Raw genomic sequence first — 23,822 nt, 5'->3', positions numbered from 1 at the left:
TAGAATAATAAGCTCAAACTCAAGTTTTTGGGTTGTATTACTAAACTAAAAATCAAAGCAATATAAGTTAGCTAATTAAAATTTGAAATTATCAAATAAAATACGTTTTTCTAGAAAACTATTTTATTTTGACAAGCTCAAACTGAATCCGATCTTTTTGCTTCAAATGTTGTTTGAGTAACGATCAAGACAGACCTTAAGATACTTAACTAGTGTCTGTACATGAGGTTTAACGACCATAGTTATGTGATTACCTGGAACCAAATAAGTTTCTACTGATTCATTCATAAACTGGCTCCAACCATAAGTAGATTCCTGCCTAATTTCTGGAGGAATTGTAAATATACTGTAAATATCTTCAGGAACAACCTCACTGGCACGAAATAAAATAATTCGAGTAGGAGAAATGTTATTTGGTGCGTAGTGAAGTTGAAAGTTAGCCTTTAAAGTTTGTAAAGTTCTGCGAAGGAAATCTGTCCCACCCCAAGTCGGTAAAAAGTTAACTAGCTGGAGCTTTTCTTTGATGTAGTTCAATTGCTCATTGGTTTCAAGAGAATGGAGAACCTCATATTTTACGTGCAGACTCTTGCCAGAGGTGTACTCTATTGCTTTGACTAACATTGTCAACAATTTAGCATCGTCCAGGTTATTATCTCGTAGATATATAGTAGATACAGGTGGCAGTGTGTCTAAAACTGCAAGTAAAGCGACCTCCTGTCCCTGTTTATGTAGTTGTTGTGCCATTTCAAATGCTATTTTTGAGCCAAAGCTGTGACCACCTAAAAGATAAGGACCGTGTGGTTGGACAGTTTGAATCGCTTCAAGAAAGCAAGCAGCCATTTCTTCTATCGTCCTAAAAGGCTGAGATTCTCTACCTAATTCTTGATATTGCAGACCATAAAAGGGTTGGTCAGACCCCAGATGGTATGCTAATTGATTAAGATAAAGGGGAGAGCCAAAGATTCCAGGTAGGCAGAAGAAAGGTTGCTTAGAACCGTTTGGTTGAATTTTAACCAATGGAGACCAGCCCTCCAGATTGGTTTGCTGACGTAAAATTAAAGCTAATTGCTCGATTGTTGACGCTTGGAAGATAGTTCTCAGGGAGAGTTTTTGTCCAAAGCGCTGTTGTATTTGAGCGATTAGGTGTACTCCTAGAAGGGAGTGACCTCCAAGCTCAAAAAAATTATCTGTAATGCCAATGGGACTAATATTTAGAAGCTTTTCCCAGATATTTACAAGTTCTTGCTCTAAAGTATTACGGGCTAAGACGTGAGCATTTTGTAGCTCAGATTCAGTTTGGTTAGGAGCGGGCAAAGTACGACGATCTATTTTGCCATTGGTTGTAAGGGGTAGAGTATCTAATATCACAAAAGCATTTGGTATCATATATTGAGGCAGCTTTTGTTTCAAGTATTGTCGCATCTCGGTGGTTTTTGGTATGCTTTCTGGAGACGGAACAATGTAAGCCACTAAAATTTCATGGCCTGTAGCATCTTCACGAGCAATGACTACAGTTTGCTGTACTGCTGGGTGTTGCTTGAGATTGGCTTCGATTTCTTCTAATTCAATACGGAAGCCACGAATTTTCACCTGCTGGTCAATCCGACCGAGAAATTCGATGTTGCCGTCGCTTAAGTAACGTGCCTTATCTCCTGTCTTGTACAGCCGTGCTTCCTGTTGAGGGCTAAAAGGATTGGCAATAAATTTTTCGGCTGTTAACTCTATTGCGTTAAGGTATCCTCGTGCCAGACCAACCCCGCCGATGTGCAGTTCACCTGGCACACCAATAGGCACGGGCTGTAGATAAGAGTCCAAAATATATATCTGGACGTTTTGGATCGGTTTTCCAATAGTTATTCGTTGTTCTACCTGTAGTTTAGCTACAGTATTGTAATTATCTGTATTATTTCTTTCCTCTTCTTTAAGACGATCGAATAATACAGCAGCGCCGCAATGAACTGCTGCCTCAGTAGGCCCATAAACATTTATTATCTTTTTAATATGTGATAAGTTTTTTAACTTCTGTATTAATCCTTTATTGACTGTTTCTGCACCAACGCCAATTGCCTGGATAGAACTAGGAAATTTAACATTATTTAAAAAAAACGTCTCCAAAGACGAAGGCGTTGCACTGAGAAAAGTTATCTTGTCTACCTGCATAAGAGCTTGTAAAGCAGGCAAATCTTCCACTATAATCACTTTACCACCAGCCGCAAGTGGAACAAAAAGCTGGCTAACGCTAGCATCAAAAGAAATGGAGACTGATAATGGCGCAACAGCTACATCATCCTTGTTCAATAGCTTGTTAAGTCGGAAGGACACCATGTTAACTAAACTTTGGTGTTCTACTGCTACTCCTTTTGGAAGACCGGTCGTTCCTGATGTATAGATAACGTAAGCTAAATTTTTCGGTGTAGGTTCATCGACAGAAATATGGTTGTTGTTGCCATCAACAACTTTCTCAATACTAAACTCATCACTATCTAGTAATACTAATCGTTTGCCTCCGAAGGATTTTACAAGATTCTCCAGCTTTTTTTGTGTCACAACTAAACTAGTGTTAGAGTCTCTTAGCATAAAGTGTAGGCGGTCGCGGGGATATACTGGATCTAGGGGGACATAAGCCCCACCCGCTTTCAAAATACTCAAGATTCCTATGGCCATATCCATAGAACGCTCTACACATATTCCAACAAGTGTCTCTGGTCTCACACCTAGAGAACGTAGATGTTGTGCTAACCGTTCGGCTTTACAATTTAACTCGCCATAGGTAAGCTGCTGGTCTTGAAATACTACAGCTACAGCATTGGGTGTCCGCTCTACTTGTTGCTCAAACAGATGATGAATGCATAGTTCGTGCGGATAAACCGCTGTTGTATCATTCCACTCGATTAGCAATTGATGCAGTTCGGCTTCTCTCAGCAGTGGTAAATTAGATAGCTGCTGCTGTGGATTAGTAACAATACCCTCTAACAAAGTTTGAAAATGCCCTGCCATACGAGTAATGGTAGCAGCATCGAACAGATCAGTGTTATATCTCCAATTCACATAGATAGAATCACCAAATTCCTCAACTGCTACATTCAGATCGAGCATTGCTCCTTGTTGACTAATCAAGTATCGTTCCATTACAAAGTCTGAAACTGCCTTAACTTTTTGAGGTTGCTCTTCCTGTTCGGAGTTTAACTTGAATTTAGGTTCAATCCAGCGATGCCTTTGCCACACAAAAGTAGTTTGTAATAAAGGATGTCGGCTCGGATCTCGTTCGAGTTGGAGCTTTTCTACTAATAAGGAAAACGGATAATCTTGATGTCTAAGCGCTCCAAAAACTGTCTGTTTTATTTGAGCAAGAAATTTATCAAATGCAAGATTTCCAGACAATTTTGCCCGCAAGACAACAGGATCGGTGAAATAGCCAACTATTTCTTTAAATTCCTTCCGTCCCGACCGACCTGCCATCAAGCTTCCAACTAGAATATCTTCTTGACCTGTATATCGATAAAGTTGTGTGAAGAAAGCAGCAAGCAAAATTGTATAAAGGCTGGTGCCTTCAGATTTTTCCAAAGCTTTGAGCTTTAGGATTAAAACTTGTTCTAGCTCGATACTATGAACGGAGCCATCATAACTTTGTAGTGGAGGTCGCTGTCTATCTGTAGGCAGATTTAAAATAGGCAACTCGCCTGCCAGTTGTTTTTGCCAGTAGTTCCAAAGTTTCTCTTTTTTAGCACTGGCTAACATTTCGCTCTGCCAGAGCGCATAGTCTGTGTATTGTACACCAGAAAATGCGAGAATATCGTTAGTTACGGAGTCTGAAATCACAGAGCGCTTACCAAGCTCTACAGAAGTTTGAGATCCAAGACCTGTCTTGGTAGTATACAAACACCGAAGTTCATTGTGTAAGATGTCAAAAGACCACATATCACCAGCAATTTGGTGGATAGTAATCAACTGAATATGCTCCTGCTTTGAACGTGTGAATAAACGTACTCGTAGTACTGAACCCCTTTCCAAGTCAAAAGGACGACTAGCTTCTGCTAAAATTTGTGTTTTCAGGTAATCTTCACGCCAACCGGAAGCATCTATTACTTGAGTTTCAACTTCCGGAGATGGGTGTACTACTTGAAAAGGTTGACTATCAATCGTTATATATGCAGTCCGTAGGATTGGATGACGTTCTATAATCTTTTGCCATGCCCAGTGCCAAGCTTCTAAATCTAACTCGAAGCACAACTTTGTTGCAACAAATATGTTGTAAGCAATGCTTTCTGGTGCTGTCTGGTAAAGAAACCATATCCCTTGCTGACCATAAGAGAGGGAATGAAATTTTGATACATTATCTGGAGCTTGGAATTCCTTGTTCATTTCTACTTTAGTCGAATTTGAGTAGACAATCAGGGTCAGTGCTGCCTGCAACGGATAACTGATTCTTGCAGGGTTTTGCAACACTATCATTGAGGCAGCTTGTCAGCTTATTTGCCAAAATCCGAACGTGGGGTTCGTTCATTATCGTGACATGGTTACCCGGTACCTCATGGATTTCTATTGGTTCAGTAGTCAACTCACCCCAACCCAAAGTGCGATCAAGAAAGTCCTGAGAAGAAACACCAAAGTCATTTACCAGATCAGAAGCTCGGAAGAAGGTAATTTTACCTAAATAGACCTGTGGCACATAACTCATTAAGGCTTGGTGATGGGCTTTCATCAATTGCAGTTTCCGGCGAATTATCTGCGGTTCAAGATCTGGAATGGTGACATTAACTTTCTTCAATTTCTCCACAAAATAGTTTAACTGCTCCTCCGGTTCTTGCTGCTGGAGTTCTTCGTAGGAAACCGACAGTTTTTTTCCAAAGAAGTATTCTATTGCCTTAGCTCGCATAACCAACATTTCCGCATTATTGAGTACTTTAGAGATTCGCCCAAGAATTAATGCTGATGTATCCATAATAGCAAGCAAGGCTACCTCATGTCCTTGCTGTTGTAGCTGCCTGGCCATTTCAAAAGCGACAAATCCGCCGAAGGATTGTCCACCCAAAAAATATGGACCTGACTGTTGGAAAACTGACAGTGCTTCAATATGGTGAGCTGCTAAGTCTGGGATTTTGGTATAAGGCTCTTGCTGCCCATCAAGTCCAGGGGCTTGCAGACCGTAAATCGGTTGCTCCGGACTCAGACGACGCGCTAAATAAAAGTATCCCATAACATCTCCGGCCATCTGGTGGACGCAGAACAAAGGAGGCTTGGAACCAGTAGTTTTAATGCTAAATATAGGAGACATAGCTTGGAAACCTGGTGAGAAGTAGGGAATATTTACTAAATTTTCAACGGTTTTATTAATCAACAGATGCATATCTTCAACTGTTTGATTGAGTATTAAAACCAATTGCGACCTTCTGCTTGTTAAAAGAACTAAGTTGGACGGACATCCAAAAAGATAGATTGATATAATCTAACTCTTCCAGTTTTTGCAAAACCTTATTTGCACAAAGTGCAACATTTTGCAGTCTTTTTTGTCGTTGTGCAATCACGCTCTTGAAGTAATTCATGAACTCCAGCGCCACTTTATTCATGCGTTTATAAACTTCTGAATTGAACATCGGCTGTTTCCCCATCTGACCCGTGTTTGTCAACCATCTTCTAAAAAAGAAAATGTGCCTTTACTCTGTCGATATAATCCAACTCCTCCAGCTTATTTAAAACTTTAGTTGCGCTTTGTGCAACGCTTTCTCTTTCAGTTGTACATTCGACATCAGGGTGAAGTGGGACTTCGTAAGGGTCATCAATACCAGTGAAGCACTTAATTTCCCCTGTTCTGGCTTTTTTATATAACCCTTTGACGTCTCGCCGTTCGCAAACTTCTAATGGTGCATTGACATACACTTCGATAAAATTTTCAATAAGCTGCCGCATTTGTTGGCGAATATGGCGGTACGGTGAGATCACTGAAACTAAGACGATCACATCATTTTTGGTAAGAAGGTGAGCCACAAAGCCAATACGCCGAATATTTTCTTCCCTATCCTCTTTGCTAAAACCTAGTTGATTGCAGAGGTTCTGACGCATTACGTCACCGTCTAGGACTTCAACTTTATATCCCTGTGTTTGTAGTTTTTCTTCTACAAATTGACAGATCGTGGTTTTGCCTGCTCCACTAAGACCAGTTAACCATATTGTTACACCCTGTTGTTGTTGCCTCATTTTATATCCACTATTTAGTACTCTTTTTCCATTAGTCTTTATAAAGACGACTGAGGAGGGCTATATTGCCATTTATCAATAGTAAATTTCCATGCATCATATACCTTTGTTATTGTCTCTTCATCAAATAAATACTTATTTGTTTCATAGTTTGAATGAGCATCAATGTATTTTTGAAAATTTTCTTCAGCGTTTTCAAAATTCGGTAAATTTAGGTGTTGATATATTTTTTGAAGTTGAACCAATTCATGACCAACAAAATCTTCATACTTAATTTCTATCAAATTTTCTTTAGGAATGAGGCTTTTGTCGGTAAAGTACTTGTGCATTAACTGTTGATAAAATTTTAAGATATTTTCATTAATTTCTTTTTCAGGAATTTCTTGTAATGCAAACGAAGGTAAAAGTTTTTCATAAAGATGCTTTGTTGATGTGTAGACTATATATGGATTTCTGTATATATGAATAAACTTTGCTGTAGGAAACATTTCTAAAAGGAGTTTAACTCTTGCTGTATTAGCAGGATTTTTGATAATTAGCCTTTTTTTATCCATATGTAAAGTTGCTTTTTTGAGAATTTTTATATAACAATTTTTCCATTGCAACTTTGTTTCTTCAGAAACTTTATCAAACAAAACAAAATTATGAAAATATTTGCTCATGTTCTTTTGAAAACACCAGCTATGATAAAAAGAGTATGGAGAAATATTTCCTATTGCATACTCTTCCTCTTGAGGAAGAAGACTAGAAAGTTCTACATTATCCATCGGTCTAACTTTTGGAAGAGAATTGTTTAAAATAAAATTCCAGAGTTTTTGATTAGCCAAAAACATTTCGGGAGCCGATGCAAGACTTGTCGATATATATCCTAAACTTGGATCTTGACTTATCAAATTTTGAATATAAGTAGTACCTGTTCTCCAATGTCCAAGTATAAAAATCGGTGATTCTTCAATTTTTAATTTTTCTAAATTTTCATCAAACTTAACTCTTTCTATTATTCTTAGAGGAATGCCTAAACAACTAGCTAGTGATATGTAAAGTACTTTTAATATATATTTTTTATTAACACCACCGTTATCAACAAGTAGCTTTATCCAATTTCTAAAAGAGCATCCAGTGAGTGGATGTCTAATGATAAATCCTATTTCTTGTTTCAAATTCATCTGGATATTAACCTCTCACAAATGTGTATTAGTAGATGAGCCGTAACACTTTTATTAAAAGCTGTAAAACCGAAATTAATATTAACCACACTCCCAATTAAAAACTGTTTTTATAAATTTAGCAAAAATCAAACTTTTTATTGCTTTTCAATTACAGATTTTAGTAACAAATCGAACTAAATTAATTAATAAACCATTCGATTGTTAGCTCAAAAGTTTCTTGTTGATGAAATGGAAAAGAATGTTGTCCTCCTTCTATTATCTGTAGTTTTATTGGTTTCTTAGAAGTCATTTTTACTTGCTCTACCAATTGCTCGACTTCTTGTAATGGAATTGCCGCATCTTTAGTTCCATGAATGATTAATAAAGGCTGATTGACTTGCTCAATTTCTTTAAGCATATCAGGTTCAAAAAATCCCTTGGTAAATTTAGGTGCCTGTTTTATAAGTTCTCTATAGGGGATAATTTCTAATTCATGACCAGTGTCTAAAAGAAAAAATGAATTTTTTCCAATCAATCGCCGAGTAGTGCCCGATAAATCAATAACTGGTGCCCATGCCACGGTTTTATATATCTTTGCATTTCTCGCACTTTCTCTGATAACAGTCGTTGCACCTAAGCAATGTCCAACTAGTCCAATCGTATTTGGATCAATGCCATCTATTGTGGCAACGAAATCAATTGCAGCTTCTAAATCTTCTAATTGTGTATCTAAAGTCTGGTCTCCGAAATCACCATCACTATCACCTGAGCCTGCAAAATCAAATCGAAATACTGAGAAATTATGTTTCACAGCATAGTGAGCAAATTTCACAAAACGCTTATTTAAACCATCCTTTGTACCTCCAAAGCCATGACATACAATTAAACAAGGTCTAGGTTCATTGACTTGATCATGCTCTAAAACACCCACAAGGTTTTGATTACGCTTATTTTGAAAAACCAATGTTTTATTTATTGACATTTTATCAGACCTTTTTTGTTTTGTTAAATTTAATTTGTTTCAAGATTATGCAATAGTGAATGTATATTAGTAGACTGGCGCTCTAAACACTACAACTTAGTTAGTAGCTGGGCGGAAATAAACCCAAAACAGTTTTTTTGATATTAAGAGCGCTAAAGCTCAACTATAAGCCAATTACAGAGGCCTTACATTTCGTTAGATAGTTATATTTTTTCTTGCTCACCTACTTACTACTTTTTGCCTCACTCTTCATCAAGATGACTGAGGAGGGCTGTATTGCCATTTATCAATAGTAAATTTCCACGCATCATATACCTTTGCTATTGTCTCTTCATCAAATAAGTACTTATTTGTTTCATAGTTTGAATGAGCATCAATATATTTTTTAAAATTCCCTTTTGCTTTTTCAAAATTTGGTAAATTTAGGTGTTCATATATTTTCCGAAGTTGTGCCAGTTCATCACACACAAAATCCTCATACTTAATTTCTATTAAGTTTTCTTTGGGAATGAGGCTTTGTTCAGCAAAAAACTTGTGCATTAACTGTTGATAAAAATTTAAGATATTTTCATCCAATTCTTGTTCACTGATTTCCTGTAATGCAAATGCTGGTAAAAGATTTTGAGATAAATGCTTTGTTGAGGCATAGACTATATATGGATTTCTATAAATATGAATAAATTTGGCTGTAGGAAACATTTCTAAGAGGAGTTTAACTCTTGCTGTATTAGGAGGATTTTTGAGAACGAGTCTTTTGCTATCCATATGTAAAGTTGCTTTCTTTAAAACATTTATATAATAATTCTTCCATTGCAACTTGCTTTCTTCAGAAACTTGGTGAAACAAAACAATATCTTGGAAATATTTACTTATGTTTTTTGAAAAGACTACACCATGAATAAAAGAATAAGGAGAAATATTTCCTACTGCATACTCTTCCTCTTCAGGAAGAATATTAGAAGATTCTACATTATCCATTAATCTGGTTTTTGGACGAAAGTTGTTGGAAATAAAATTCAATACTTTTTTATGAGCTAAAAACATCTCTGGGGCAGACGCTTGACCTGTTGATACATATCCTAAATTTGGGTCTTGACTTATCAAATGGTGAAGATAAGTAGTACCGCTTCTCCAATGCCCAAGTATAAAAATTGGTTGGTATTGAATTTCTAAATTTTCAACTTTTTTGTTGTACTTAACTCTTTCTATTATTCTCAAAGGAATTCCTAAGCAGCTTATTAGCGATATATAAAGCGCTTTTGGTATATATTTTTTATCAACCCCACCGTTATGAATAAGCAAGTTTAACCAGTTGGTAAAGGAGCCCATAGCGAGTGGATGAGAAATTAACAATCCTATTTGTTGTTTCAAATTCATCTGTATTTTAACCTGTCGTGAATGTGCATTAGTAGATGTACAGTAGCACTTTTATTGAATGCTGTAGAACCGAACTTAATATGAAACGCGCTCCCAAATCAGATGAGCAGTTTGCTGCTGACCATTCACCAAAATTGGCGTTGTACTCAATGACAAGTTTTCGGCTGTCAATTCAAAGAAGCGGTCTTGGTCTATGCCAATCCAGTTGGGAAACAAGCTAGCTTCAATGTGATGAATAACTTTGTTTCCTAAGATTTCATATTTACCACAATACGAGATATAAGTTTTAGCAGCAGTAGCTCTCTCCTCTATGTTACCGGACATAATATCAGAAGCAGCAAACTTAGGGCGATTAGCAGACATGATCACCACAGACATATATCCGTCTGGTAAGTACATGAGATACCCAACCGTATCTGGTCCATATGGGTAGGAAAGCTGACCATCAGTACCCCTGAGTTCATAAGATACCAATCGCCAAGTTCCTACAAATTGGTTCTGTATCATTGTCTCTCCTTGGTTTACAAACAGAGAATGTCAAAGTTACTGAGCTGCAAAACCTCCATCAATGAGCAGAGGGTGACCAGTGATAAAGCTTGCCCCATCTGAACATAGCCAGACTACGGCATTAGCCACTTCTTCTGGTTGACCAAAACGTCCAATAGGATGTTTTGCTAGCATGTGTGCGTGGAATTCCTCAGTATTATAAGCACGTTTAGCCATTGGTGTTTCGATCGCACCTGAACAGACAGCGTTAATCCTGATACCAGTTTGAGCTTGTTCTAAAGCAACAGCTTTTGTCAATCCAATTACACCATGTTTGCTAGCACAGTAAATAGAACCGTACATGATGCCGATCACTCCCCCGACAGAAGCATTGTTAACGATTGCTCCCCCACCCTGCTTAAGCATTGGAGGAATTTCATACTTCATCGACAGCCAAATTCCCTTAAGATTAGTATCGATGATGTTATTCCAGTTGTCCTCAGTTTGCTCTATGCTCGGACCGATTATTCCCTCAACTCCAGCGTTATTGAAGGCATAATCTAAACGACCATAAGCTTTAACTGTTTTACTGATTAAGTTTTCAACATCAGCCGCCTTAGTCACATCAGTTTTAACAAAGATAGCTTCACTGCCAGCATCTTTGATAAGTTGCACCGTTTGTTCCCCTTCTTCAACCCGACGACTGGCAATAACCACATATGCTCCCTTGCGAGCAAAAGCCAAGGCAGTCGCTTGACCAATGCCAGAATTGCCACCTGTCACTAGCGCCACTTTATTTTCAAATTCTTTCATCATAAAATTGTCAGGATTAAATTTTGAGTAAATTGCCTGCAAAAACAATTAACGCTCAATCTACTGCTTGGTTGCTCTTAGTACTAATGTTGCCCCAATACCGCCATTTTTACACCACCAGCAGGCACTATAAAAGATATTTGACGTCGTGGTTGCACAGGTTTTTTATCAAGTAGCTTTAATTGATAGCGCAACAGAATAGTTGCTAATACAAGCTTCATTTCAAATAGGCTTAACGCTGCGCCGATACAGCGACGACTGCCTCCTCCAAAAGGCAAATACTCATAGCTCGAAAATTGTTTTTCTAGGAAACGTTCTGGTCTAAACTGCTTGGGATTTGGATATAAATCTTCACGGTGGTGAGTTTGGTAGATATCAATAACCACTTTTGTACCAGGTTTTAACTCATAGTCCATTAGTTTGGCAGGCTTTATGACTACGTGTGGAAGATTTAGCGGCGCAATTGGATAAATTCGTAGAGTTTCCTGACTAATAGCAGTGAGATAAGGAAGTTGAGAAAGGGAAAGTACATCTGGAGAGTTACCAAGAGAATCAAGTTCTTTTAGCAGTTTATTATAAACGTTTGGCATATGGTGAATCCAGTATAAAGCCCAAGCCAGTGACCCTGAGGTTGTTTCATATCCAGCAATTAATAGTGTTAATAAAGTATCGTGCAACTCTTCATCTGTCATCCCCTCACCTTTTTCATCTCGACTAGATAGCAACAATGTCAAAATGTCATTATGTTCAGAATCAACTTGTTTTCGCCGTTCTTGAATTTCACTATACAGAACTTCATCAAGTTGTTTTTTGAGGCGAATAAAACGTCCCCATGGACTCCAAGAGCCTAAATCTTTTTGAAGGAAAGAAAAAAATAATAAGCTAGCATGAACTGGAGAAACTAAATAATTTAACCATGAAAGTAGTAGCTTTTTGAGAAGCTGGTAACGTTCTCCTTTACCCAAACCAAATACAACTTCTAAAATTGCTTCTAAACTGATATTTTTCATGAGTTCATGCACTAAAAAAGGTTTATCATGATCTAACCGACTCATGATTTTTTCAGTAATATAACAGATTTTTATTCCATATTTTTTAATTTGTTCTCCATGAAAGTAAGGCATCAATAATTGGCGCTGACGTCTGTGGTTAACACCCTCTAAAACTGATATTGAGTGTTCTCCTAGTATCGGCTTGCTAAATTTTTTGAATGATTCTGTTAAAGGGTAAAACTGTTTTGATTCACTGGTAAAAATCTGTTCAATTGCTTTTGGATTGCTGACAAACACATGGGGACTATAATCCCAACCGACTTTTCCGAGAAAAATATCACCATAGCGTTGACTAGCAGCTTCTGTGTAACCTAAAGGGTCAAAAATCCACTGAAGCATCTGTATAGGACCTGGAGTTTTCGGACCTTGAAGTAATATCATTTATTTATCTCCTTTTCTAGTATTAAGTAAGGATTCAGGTGATTGGTTGAGACAGCCAAGATTGGATGTACTAGTAGTTGAGCATCGAGTTGGAGGCTGAAGTTGAGACGCTCAACCTCTGACAGCTGTTCTTGATCTGCTGCGATTTTTGCTACTTTAGTTATTTTCTCAGAATTGACATCAGTTCTTGAGATATCGTTTGCAAAAGCTGTTTTTGATCACTGTGCAGGAAGAGATGATTGCCTTTTAACATGTGTAGCTTAAAGGCACTGCAAGTTTGCTCGCGCCAAGCCTCAAGAAGGTTTTGGTTCACTACTTTATCCTGGATACCTCCAAATACGGAAATGGGACAATCCAGTGGCTCATCTTGAGAGTAAGTATAAGTCTTATGGAGTTGGTTTCCTGTCTTTAGAACTGGTAGCAACGATCTCATGAATTCACCATTTTTTAAAAACGAAGTCCATGTATCTGTTGTATAACCTAAAGTCTCCAAAAACGTAGGATCAGAAAGCTTATCCAAAGAGATATGAGTCAGGGATGGGAATGGATCTGGAAGCTGCGGAGCATGAAAAGCGCCAACAAACAAGTGATACGGAACTATATCATATTCTTGGCGCAGTAGGCGGGCTAGTTCAAAGCTGATCAATGCACCTAGACTATGACCATAGAATGCGATTGGTTTGTCCAAATAAGGAAGTAGAACTTGTGCCAGGTTTTGTGTGAGTGAAGCCAGTTCATAAAATGGCTGTTCGTTGGGACGGTTCACTTGCCCAGGTATCTGAATAGCACAGACTTCTATATCTGACGACAACTCATCTGACCAGGAACGAAATACAGAGGAGTTTCCCCCATTGTACGGGAAGCAGAATAGACGCAGCTCGGCATCCGGATTTGGTGGATGACAAACGATCCATTCAGTTGCCGATCGCTCAACAGAAGGGCGTGATAGTGTTTTGGAAGTGGAGTTGCCTGAGGGTAGTTGCTGAACTTGCTCTTGAGCCAGTTGGGCAATACTTATACCCCCAAGGAGTTTCATAGTGGGTACGTCTACACCTAGCTCTTTCTTAAGCCGATTACTCAGATCGACTGCCATAAATGAATCAAGTCCCAAATTGGTCAAGGACTGTTTAATGTCGAGCTTGGCGATAGAAGTTCCTAGTACTTTAGCTACTTCTTCACTTACACGCAATTCTAACATTTGCTGGCGCTCTGCCGAGTCAGCAGCTAACAAACCTTTTTCGAGCGAATCTCCTTCGGTATTATCGGCATTTGCTTTTCCTAAAACTGCTTTTTCGCTAATCAGGCGAGAAAATCGCCCTGATGCCGCTGCTGCGTGAATCTCACCCCACTGCTGCCAGTTCATCGGTGCTACCACCATCTGGACGACCTGTTGTTGAAGTAATTTTGCCAGTATCTTTAGTGCTTGGTGAGATTGCAAGGGTTTAGCTCCAATCCGCTCCATATATCGATTGACATCGTTACGTTGAGCAACATAACCAACATCAGCCACTCTACCCCAGTTGACTGTTAAGGCTGGCAAACCCTGAGTGTGGCGGTAATGCGCTAGTGCATCAAGAAAAGCATTGGCAGCTGCATAATTCCCCTGTCTTGAACTACCAATAATAGAAGTCACCGAGGAAAAAAGGATGAAGAAATCTAAAGGTGTGTCTAAAGTATGGATATGTAGATTCCAGGCTCCAATGCTCTTGGGTGCGATCGCCTTATGTAAGCGCTCTCGGTTCAGTTCAACCAAGGCAGCATCATCTAGAACCATTGCAGCATGAATAATGCCTCGTAACGGCGGCATAGACTGCTGAATGTCAGCAAGAACGCCTTGGACTTGCTCTTGTTGTGTTACGTCTGCCAAGGCAATCATCACACGAACACCCGCTTGCTCCAAAGTTTTTACCGCTTCCTTGGCTTGTGGTGAGGAGGCACCCGTGCGACTCATCAGTACCAAGTGTCGGGCACCCTGCTCCACCAGCCACTGAGCCACTGCTATACCAAATCCACCCAGTCCGCCTGTAATCAAGTAGCTGACATCAGCGGCAAATGTGACTGTTTCTTCAGATGAAGGAGTCACTGCTACATCTGCATCTTGCAACGACACGACAATTTTGCCAATGTGTTTAGCTTGCACCATGTAGCGGAAAGCGTTTGCCACTCGTGAGATGGAGAAGACTCGGTAAGGAAGCGGGTGAAGGATTTTCGCGTTAACCTGTTGCATGACTTCACGCAGTAACGAGGTAGCAAAATCAGGGCGTTCTCGCAATAACCGATCCAGATCCACAGCAAAGAACGACAGATTATTCCCAAAAGGTCGTAGTCCTACTTTACTGTTTGCGTAAATATCTCGTTTGCCGATTTCTATGAAACGTCCATAAGCTCCCAAGACAGAGATGCTCTTAGGAATGGCATCTCCTGCTAGAGAGTTGAGAACGATGTCTACGCCTTTACCACCAGTGCGTTCCATCACTTCATCAGCAAATGCTAGAGATCGGGAGTCCATTATGTGCTTTACACCAAGCGCTTGTAAAAATTCCCGTTTTTCCGGGCTGCCAACTGTAGCGAAAATTTCTGCGCCAACAGCTTGAGCCAGTTGAATGGCAGCAAGACCGACTCCACCCGCAGCACCATGAATGAGAACCCGCTCACCCTGACGCAGGCGTCCCAAGTAGTGTATCGCATAGTAGGCAGTCAAAAAAGTCGTGGGAATTGTAGCAGCTGACTCAAAACTCAGATGTGCAGGCTTATGCACTACAAGACGGGCATCTGTCGTTGTATGTGTACTAAAGCTATAAGGAGCACAAGCAATGACTTCATCCCCGATATTAAATCCTTCTACACTAGAGCCAATGGTAGTAATAATTCCGCTACACTCTATACCAAGCGATCGCCCTGAGTAACCCCCCTCTAAAGCTTCGTCTGAGAGCATACCCATTGCTGCCATGACATCTTTGAAGTTTAGCCCGGCGGCACAAACCTGAATCTCAACTTCTCCTGCTGCAGGTTGTTGACGTGCGATCGCCCGCAGTGTCAAATTGTCCAACATTCCAGGTGTAGAAATTTCTAAGCGGAAGGGTTGTTGATTTTGGACAAGGGATTTTGAATTTTGGTGCAAAGAAGCTGGCGACATCGGTATCAATCTATGTACATAACGAAACTCGTTCCGCAACGTAATTTCATCTTCTTGCTCATCTGCTAACAACTCTTCTAAAAGAGACTGAATCTCCTCTTCCGTAGTGGCTGGACTCAAATCCACTCTAGTACAGCGAAGATTGGGGTGTTCGTTATTGATCACACGACCCAAACCCCACAAAGGAGATTGTGCAACCGAGACAGATTTTAAACCTCCGACTGTTTGGGTTCCACGAGTGACTAGCACCAAACGGGGAGAGCTAGGCCAATTGCCTTTAGTCAGAGCCTGTATTAAGTGCAGAACACTAACACAATTGCGTGTCTGCGCTGACTCTAGGGAAGTAGTTGTCATCTCCTCAGGCTCAGGCGTGTCCAGACTCCAAAGGTGAATCACACCGCCATAAGCTAGCTGGTTTGGATCAACAGTCTCAACAAGTCGCTGCAAATCTTCTGAGTTTTCCGGGTAAACCTGGAAGTGATTTGTATCAAGGCGCTGGTAAACTTCCCCAGGTGAAATCAGCTGCGGGATTTGTTGCCGTTCTCTAAGTTTTTGTGCTAGCTGTTGTCCGACTCCAGCACTGTCGGCAAAAATAAGCCAACTTCCTTGCTTTTCCGGCTTGGTCAGTGCAACTGATTCGAGTTGTTCCTTTTGTTCGTGACGTATTTTTGTCTTGCCTTCACCATTAACTTTAGAAGGTTGGCTGTGTCTAGAAAGACCTTCATGACTAGAATCAGTAGCCAAAATAACAGTATGTAAAGGCTGATCTGTTGCCTCTCTATCTGAAAGACCAGCAATTTCAGTAAACCCAACATCTTCTAGTACATCTCGCCATTTTGCTTCCGAAATACATGGGTGCGATCTGCGTAGTTCCACATCAGTAAATAGCCACCAACCCTTGAGCAATCCAGATACCAGTTCAGCCCAGCGTGGAGGGTTTGTTAACTCCAGCAAAACCAATAATCCCCGTGAGTTCAGAAGCTGTTTAACATTCTCAAGTGAAGAGTGCAAATTAGCAGTGGCGTGCAGTACATCTGATGCCAGAATGAGATCAAAAGAATGCGGCTCAAATCCTTGTGCTATAATATCTGCTTCAATATCTAAAGTTCGGTATTCAACGAAAGAATAATCGCGAAACTTCTGCTTTGCAGAGATCATAAACTGTTGGGAAACGTCAGTAAATACATACTCCGTCCACTGTTGCGGTAGCTTTGGCAGCACATAAGATGTCATCGCGCCCGTACCTGCGCCAATTTCCAAAATCCGCACTGTTCGTCCTTGTGATAAAGACTCTAGCGCCTTAACAACGACTTTTTGAGCCAGCAAGTTATATATGCGATAGGTAGGAGAGTCTTGATATAGATGCTCAGTTGTTGTTTGAGAGCCTTCAGGAAAAAGGAGTTGCAGTGGGTCAACCTCTCCTTGTAACACCTGTGCTAATTTCTGACCGCACCGTCCCAACAGTGTCAGTTCCGCTTGATAGGCAGGAAATTGAGCTAAAAGCTTTTTCCAAGTCTCAATAGGGTCGTTCACTTCCAGTATATGGCAGACCTCCCATTGGTCATCTAAAAGACGCAGCACGCCCTCCTCCTGAAGAATTTCCAACATCTGACCTAAAAGCCGCTTATGCTGGGATATTACGCCTAATTCCTGTGCCAAAGAATTCACGCTGACGCGCTGGTTTAATTGAAGTTGCCAACCGAGTTGACTTAAGGCTTTGAGAATATAAACAGCAGACAAAACGTCAATTTGTGGTTTTAGCTGTTCGTAGTAATGCTTCCGTCCTAATTGCATACTTAACCGAGTTGCTTCGGATTGAAGGTCAAGAGCAATTTGTACTGGCGAGGGTAGATAATCAGCTGCGGGGCGAATTAACTCTTGACCGGAGCGTGCTTTCAACTTCCACTGGTATTCATAGAGGCAATCCTCTTTCTCTAAACCTCCCTGCTTGTCCTCCAGAAATTGGCAAGAAAATCCCCGAATTTCTACCAGCACTTTTCCAGCTTCATCGAGCAGTTTAATGTCTCCTTTAATATGGGTGGCGCTTTGCTCTACCAGGGTGGCGTGGCTCCAAAATTGGATTCTGGGACGACCGTAAACCCGAACTCGGTCTATCTGCACTGGCAAGTAAGTCCCCTTAACAGATAAAGTGGCGAGGAGAGCCTGAAAACAAGCATCAAGGATAGCCGGATGCAATTGATATTCTTTGACTTCTGTCTCTATAGCATTGGGAACCCTAATTTTAGCTAGTGCTTCACCTTTACCGCTCCAAAGCCGCTCGATTCCTTGGAAGCAAGAACCATATTTAAAGCCTATTTCTTGGAAACGTTGGTATAAACTGCTCTGAGAAATTTCTTTAGTGCAGCGGCGATGAATTTCATCCAGCACAACTAGATCCGGGACAAAGTTGTTGGGCTGTTGGGTGAGCTTGCCCGTCGTATGTCGAACCCACTCCTGGGTATCTTTGGCATTACTGTAAATTTCAAAAGTTGCTTGACTTGAATCTAAAATACACTGAAGGGTTGGTATATCACTTTCAGGTAAGAAGAGTGCTTTGTGAAATTCAATCTCTTCCACAATGTAAGGTTTTTCCCCAAAAGTTTCTGATGCAATAGCCAAAGCCATTTCCACATAAGCTGCTCCAGGATAAACCGCAGCCCCTTGGACGATATGATCATAGAGATAAGCGAGTTTCTGCCAAGCGAACGACTGATTCCAAGTCGGCTGGGGCGATCGCAAACGATATCCCAAAAGAGGATGTACTTGTTGCTTTGATATAGCTTGTTGGGAATGTTGTTCTAGCTTCTCTGGTTGCGAGTCAAAAATCTCATACCAATAGCGTTCTCGTTGCCAAGGATAAGTCGGCAACATCACCCGACGTGGCGCATAGTCCTGCCAAAAACCAGACCAGTCTATGGCTACTCCACGGACGTACAATTCTGCTAAACTTTCCAGAATTTGTTGCCAATCCGAATATCCTGGACGCAAGCTGGGAAGTAAAGCTCCCGCGGCTTGTGGTAGGCAAGAACGACCCATCCGCAATAAAATTGGTTTTGGTCCAATCTCCAAAAAGACTTCATAACCCGCACGATGAAGAGTTGCCATACTAGCAGCAAATTTGACAGGCTGTCGTATGTGAGAACACCAATATTCAGGAGTGGTGATTTCATTTGTGATTAGCTCTCCAGTGACGTTGGAAACTAAATTGATTTGTGGAGGTGAGAAGGTGATATCGGCGATAACCTGCCGAAAATCATCCAGCATAGGTTCCATTAAAGGAGAGTGAAAGGCATGGGAAACGTCCAATGGAGTCGTCTTTACCCCGCTTGCTTCTAAAGTACTCACAACATTACGTATTGCCCTACAGCGTCCAGAAATGACAATATTTTCTGGCCCGTTAATTGCAGCGATAGAAACTTCTTTTACGAATGGTGCGATCGCTGCTGCAACCCGTTCCTGATCCGCCAAGATAGCTACCATTTCTCCATCAAAAGGCAATGTCTGCATTAAACGCCCTCGTTGAGCTATCAGCTTCAGACCATTTTCTAAGCTGAATACTCCTGCAACAGTTGCAGCAACATATTCCCCGACACTATGACCCATAACGATATCGGGAATTATACCCCAAGACTTCCATAACTCAGCCAAGGCATATTCTATGGCAAATAAAGCAGGTTGAGTGTAGGCTGTGGAGTCCAAGGGAAAATTTTCTCCCGTTGCTGGATACAAAACTTTTAGAAGGGGTATTTCTAAATATGAACTGAGAATTTCCTCGCAGCGCTCCAATGCTTGACGAAATATGGGTTGTGTCTGGTAAAGTTGCTGTGCCATACCCACATACTGTGACCCTTGACCTGTGAATAAGAACGCTATCTTGGGAATATTGTCGATAATACGACCACTCACCAGTCCGCTAGTCTCCCACTCGCTACTGAAAGCACTCAACTGCTCGCGCAACTGTGCAGTAGATTCAGTAATAATTGCCAGTCGGTGTTCAAAATGCGCTCTTCCCGTGGAGGCTGTGAAACAAATATCTGCTAGTGATGTCCCAGCATGGCGATTCAAATAAGTTTCATATTTTTGTGCCAGTTCCCGCAAAGCTTTCTCGCTTTTGGCAGAAAGGGTTAATACGTGCTTGGGAGGAACAATCTCCGCCTTCCTTTGCACGGGTGTTGGTGCTTCTTCCAAGATGAGATGAGCATTAGTACCGCTAATCCCAAATGAATTGACTCCTGCTATCAGCCGTTGGGATAAGTTGCTCGTTTTCCATTCCATACCTTCAGTGGGAATCACTGCGGGAGTATGCTCAAGTGTTATGTTCGGATTTAAATTCTGAAAATGAAGATGCTTGGGAATGTACTTGTGTTGCATCGACAAGACAACTTTAATCAATCCGGCCATTCCAGAAGCAGCTTCCGTGTGTCCGATATTTGTCTTAACTGAAGCGATCACTAAAGGATTTTCTGCTCCTCGGTCTTGTCCGTAAGCTGTTTCTAATCCATTGATCTCAACAGGATCACCCAAGGAAGTCGCTGTACCATGAGCTTCGACGTAGGAAACTTGATTGGGATGTACACCAGCTACAGATAAAGCTTTACGGATTACAGCAGTCTGAGCTGATGGGTTTGGTGCTGTTAAACCGTTACTGGCACCATCTTGATTAACTGCTATCCCTCGCACGACAGCCAAGATATTATCTTTGTCAGTTATTGCTTGCGACAGACGCTTAAGAACCACAACACCACAACCTTCGCCGCGAACATACCCGTTAGCAGAAGCGTCAAAGGTTTTGCAGCGTCCATCTGGTGAAAGCATTCCTGCCTGAGAAAAACTAATGCTTGACTCAGTAGATAATAAAAGATTTACCCCTGAGGCAAGAGCAATATGACATTCTTTATTCTGCAAGCTTTGACAAGCAAGATGTAAGGCAACAAGTGATGATGAACATGCGGTATCTACAGAAATTGCCGGACCTGTGAAACCGAAAAAGTACGATACTCGTCCTGATGCTACCGAAGCACTGGTTCCAGTGGCAAAGTAGGCATTACAGCTTTTGTCTCCCTCCTCTTGTCTGACTTGTGCATACCCGTAATCATGGTTACAGATAGCAACGAAAACACCTGTCTGGCTTCCTGCTAAAGCTTCAGGGTTTAATCCGGCATTTTCTAACGCCTCCCAACTCACCTCCATTAAAATGCGTTGCTGCGGGTCCATATTATTAGCTTCTCTAGGAGCAATCCTGAAAAACTGGGCATCAAATTGATCAACCTGAGACAGGAAACCTCCATGTTGGCTAAATATCTTTCCAGCTTGGTTTCCATCGGGGTCGTAATAATGTTTAATGTCCCAACGCTCTTTAGGAACTTCGGTGATAGCATCAGTACCTTCGGATAACAGTGACCAAAACTCTTCAGTACTATTCACACCACTTGGTAAACGGCACGCCATTCCAATAATTGCGATAAATTCCTGGGTATTATTTTCAGCTGGGAATGAAGAGAAATCAGAAGACCTTGTTTCTAATATAGAAGAAGTTATCATTTCTGAAGTTCTATCGAGTTGTTGCTCAATTTTTTCCTGGTGAATATCAAATTGCTCTAATTTTTCTTCTTCTTTCTGATCCCGAACACCAGATTGTTGTATTTTTTGAAGATTTTCTTCTTTAAGCAACCCTTGTTCCTGAAGATAAGTGCTTATAGCTGACGGCGTAGGATATTGAAAGAAGAAAGTGGGAGGTAGTTCCACCCTAAAGCGCTGACCAAGTTGCGAGCTAAGTTCCAGAAGATCCAGTGAATCTAAACCTATGTCCTTCAAAGAACGCTTGGCAGAAAAAGAAGCCATGCGCTGTTGACCCATGACTAAACGGATTGTTTCTTCAACAATTGAAGCTGAGGTTTGATTCTGATTGATTTGATTTTTATTCTCTAATATTTCAAACTCTTCCGAAATTGTATGCTGAGAGATTGGACGGTGGTGAATTTTATATTCGATTAAAACGCCTTTTCCTTGATTATCTGTGTCTTCTGGGCGATAGTCAGTCAGTACCCCTTTGATCGTAGCACCATGACTTTCATGGAAGCGCAGAATTGGATCTAAAAGTTGTCCTTGTTCGTTGCGTTTTTGAATATATTCTTTAAAGCTTCCATCGGAGTGATTAACATAGTTTTTACACCGAGTCACACCCACAACACTGTCAACACCACCTTTTAAAGAACACCATTGAAGCATAAATTCCAGCAATTGGTCACCCAATCCCTGATGCTGCATTTCCGGTAAGATATTTATGCCAAGAAGTTGGACTATTATCCCTTCTTTTGTATATAAAGACGGTAGATTTATCCAAGTCGTGTTTTTTAATGAATCAGTACTGGAAATTTTTTGAGAATAAACTACACCAACAATGCGATCGCCTATTTCTAAAACACAATGAGCATCTGGTAATTCTTCAATTCTTCGTCGGATTTCCTGTGGAGATGCCTGTAAATGTTCTGACCAACATTCAACTTCTAAGTTGTTTAAAGCCAGCAGGTCTTCTAAACTTGGGTGACGAATAGTATAAGCTCGTTTTTCAAACCAACTTAATGTAATGCGACTAAAAGGAAATGTTCTTGGATATCTTTTAGAAAATTCAACTTTCGGGAATAAACCAGCTTCGGCAGCAGCTAAAAGGAAAACATCAGCCTCTATAAGATGCTGCATAGAAAATGCATGATAGGCATCAAAGTGTAGGTTCTCGCTTTTGTCTAAAAATTTGTAGGTGACTTCTGGAGATAAACAGTGTACTTCCAAAACAATTAATCCATGTTTTGTCATAACTGATGCCCACCTTTCTAAGTGTTCCACCAGACTTTGTACCATCAAATGAGGAGGAATAGAACCTCCATTCCTATCAACATAAACCCCCTGATAAGGTATTACAGAACGTTTAGATAATCTGGCAGTATCCAAAGGAGGAATAAAAGGACGATCATGGTCAAGAAATGAGCGGATATGAAGTAGATTTTCTGGATCGTGGATACCCAAATTTTTTAAATCTGCTACAAGTCTTTCAGGATTTCCAATATCTCCTTGAAGAACAAAGTGGGGAATATTACTTAGAGTACGAGTAGCAACCTCCAATGCTTCCTGATTATAATCCACACCAATCATATGCACAGTATACTGCTCTAACACAGTCCCTCTTGCAGATTTATATCGAATAATCTCATATACTCTTTTTAAGAGACTGCCATCTCCACACCCCATATCAACAATATATTTTGGCTGTTCTTCATAAGGCAACTGATTAAAAATAGAGAGAATCAGTTCATCTATATCAGAGAAAAACTTTTCATGTTGAAACCCACTAGCTACAACATTTAGAATACGATTAATATGTCTTTCATTATTTGACGTATCTCTAGAAAATACAACCTGAGTTTCACCAAATAACAAATCAGATATCCGAGATAACATCGGTTTGTAGGAAGCAACTGTTCCAGTAATCAAACACCGTTCTACTATAAAACGACCCACATCAGTCAAGAAGATTTGACCTTCTTTTAAAGATACCCATCCTTTACTAATAAATAGTCCATATAATTCCTCACGCACAGAATGACTTAATTCTGAAAATAAAGGTTTCTGTCTATCCTCCAGATCATTAAGTAAATTATTCTTTTTAAGTGCAAGTAAGACAGGTATAACTAAAATTCCATCTAAAAAGTCTGCTATAACTGGGTTTTCAACGTTCCATCTTTGTCCGGAAAGGGCAATCCACTTTGCCAGACAACTTTTCTGTTGTTCTCCCATCAAGTATGCTTCTATTTCCAAGTGATATAAGTCGAGAATATCTTCTGGAAGTTTTTGATAAATATTGGCTTTGTCGGTTAGAGAATACTCTCCGCTCTCCTGTCGCACAACCCAATTTAAAGATTGCATAATTTTCACAGCGACCTGAAGGTGTCCTTCATTTGCGCCAAGACACTTTGCTATTTTCTCCAAAGTCAATGAGTTTTGCTCTTGTAGCAGTTTAAAGAAACCTTTTTTTCGACAAGCCAGAATTGTAGGAATAACAACAAATCCATGAGCGTACCGATTAATTATCTCTAACATGATTGCAACTTTCTCTTTACTCCTACATTATTTCTTCTATAGCAGTCGCCAAGCCGTTAGGACAAGTCGGCTATAGGTGACTTCAACAGCGTACATTGTGAATTGATTGTTGTCCTAAGCTTCCTGTCCGGTGCCATAAATCGCGCTAGAAAATTTTT

The 23,822-nt window shown here is 40.4% G+C and carries 11 protein-coding genes; all 11 read right to left on the bottom strand.

The features are described 5' to 3' along the window. Positions 1 to 162: 162 nt before the first annotated feature. Positions 163 to 4,362 carry an amino acid adenylation domain-containing protein gene (locus tag RMY63_RS31170; protein WP_322732395.1) on the bottom strand — a complete coding sequence of 1,400 codons (4,200 nt, stop codon included), beginning with the start codon at positions 4,360 to 4,362 and terminating at the stop codon, positions 163 to 165. Between the two features lie 7 nt (positions 4,363 to 4,369). After that, entirely contained in the window at positions 4,370 to 5,380 is a 1,011-nt protein-coding gene (locus RMY63_RS31165) for a thioesterase domain-containing protein (RefSeq protein ID WP_322732394.1), read from the bottom strand. Beyond that, the gene (locus RMY63_RS31160; RefSeq protein WP_322732393.1) at positions 5,352 to 5,594 is read right to left on the bottom strand and encodes a hypothetical protein; all 243 of its coding nucleotides are present in this window, start codon (positions 5,592 to 5,594) and stop codon (positions 5,352 to 5,354) included. The genes RMY63_RS31165 and RMY63_RS31160 overlap by 29 nt, the downstream gene beginning before the upstream one ends. A gap of 40 nt (positions 5,595 to 5,634) precedes the next feature. Beyond that, a complete protein-coding gene (gene cysC, locus RMY63_RS31155; protein ID WP_322732403.1) occupies positions 5,635 to 6,237 on the bottom strand; it encodes an adenylyl-sulfate kinase in 603 nt (200 codons plus the stop codon). After that, positions 6,234 to 7,361, bottom strand: coding sequence for a sulfotransferase (locus tag RMY63_RS31150; protein ID WP_322732392.1), 1,128 nt, complete (start codon positions 7,359 to 7,361; stop codon positions 6,234 to 6,236). The genes cysC and RMY63_RS31150 overlap by 4 nt, the downstream gene beginning before the upstream one ends. Positions 7,362 to 7,542: 181 nt before the next feature. Next, a complete protein-coding gene (locus RMY63_RS31145; RefSeq protein WP_322732391.1) occupies positions 7,543 to 8,325 on the bottom strand; it encodes an alpha/beta hydrolase in 783 nt (260 codons plus the stop codon). 252 nt (positions 8,326 to 8,577) lie between these two features. After that, positions 8,578 to 9,702 (bottom strand): sulfotransferase, encoded by a 1,125-nt coding sequence (locus RMY63_RS31140; RefSeq protein ID WP_322732390.1) that lies wholly within the window; start codon positions 9,700 to 9,702, stop codon positions 8,578 to 8,580. 75 nt (positions 9,703 to 9,777) lie between these two features. Beyond that, positions 9,778 to 10,209, bottom strand: a complete 432-nt coding sequence (locus RMY63_RS31135) for a lipocalin-like domain-containing protein (RefSeq protein WP_322732389.1) — start codon at positions 10,207 to 10,209, stop codon at positions 9,778 to 9,780. A 36-nt stretch (positions 10,210 to 10,245) separates the two neighbouring features. Next, complete coding sequence (locus tag RMY63_RS31130) at positions 10,246 to 11,001, bottom strand: SDR family oxidoreductase (RefSeq protein ID WP_322732402.1); 756 nt, start codon at positions 10,999 to 11,001, stop codon at positions 10,246 to 10,248. Between the two features lie 83 nt (positions 11,002 to 11,084). Continuing rightward, complete coding sequence (locus RMY63_RS31125; protein ID WP_322732388.1) at positions 11,085 to 12,434, bottom strand: cytochrome P450; 1,350 nt, start codon at positions 12,432 to 12,434, stop codon at positions 11,085 to 11,087. Between the two features lie 160 nt (positions 12,435 to 12,594). Next, positions 12,595 to 23,664, bottom strand: coding sequence for an SDR family NAD(P)-dependent oxidoreductase (locus tag RMY63_RS31120; protein WP_322732387.1), 11,070 nt, complete (start codon positions 23,662 to 23,664; stop codon positions 12,595 to 12,597). Positions 23,665 to 23,822: the final 158 nt, after the last annotated feature.

Origin of the sequence: Nostoc sp. ChiQUE01b (assembly GCF_034531255.1) — a bacterium.
Classification (GTDB): domain Bacteria; phylum Cyanobacteriota; class Cyanobacteriia; order Cyanobacteriales; family Nostocaceae; genus Nostoc.
Note: the sequence above shows the minus strand (reverse complement) of the source record. Positions and strands in the feature narration are given on the sequence as shown.

Excerpts from the sequence above, each read along its gene's own strand:
- RMY63_RS31170 (WP_322732395.1), bottom strand. The coding sequence starts at position 4,362 with ATGAACAAGGAATTCCAAGCTCCAGATAATGTATCAAAATTTCATTCC.
- RMY63_RS31160 (WP_322732393.1), bottom strand. The coding sequence starts at position 5,594 with ATGTTCAATTCAGAAGTTTATAAACGCATGAATAAAGTGGCGCTGGAG.
- RMY63_RS31150 (WP_322732392.1), bottom strand. The coding sequence starts at position 7,361 with ATGAATTTGAAACAAGAAATAGGATTTATCATTAGACATCCACTCACT.
- RMY63_RS31145 (WP_322732391.1), bottom strand. The coding sequence starts at position 8,325 with ATGTCAATAAATAAAACATTGGTTTTTCAAAATAAGCGTAATCAAAAC.
- RMY63_RS31140 (WP_322732390.1), bottom strand. The coding sequence starts at position 9,702 with ATGAATTTGAAACAACAAATAGGATTGTTAATTTCTCATCCACTCGCT.
- RMY63_RS31135 (WP_322732389.1), bottom strand. The coding sequence starts at position 10,209 with ATGATACAGAACCAATTTGTAGGAACTTGGCGATTGGTATCTTATGAA.
- RMY63_RS31130 (WP_322732402.1), bottom strand. The coding sequence starts at position 11,001 with ATGAAAGAATTTGAAAATAAAGTGGCGCTAGTGACAGGTGGCAATTCT.
- RMY63_RS31125 (WP_322732388.1), bottom strand. The coding sequence starts at position 12,434 with ATGATATTACTTCAAGGTCCGAAAACTCCAGGTCCTATACAGATGCTT.
- RMY63_RS31120 (WP_322732387.1), bottom strand. The coding sequence starts at position 23,664 with ATGTTAGAGATAATTAATCGGTACGCTCATGGATTTGTTGTTATTCCT.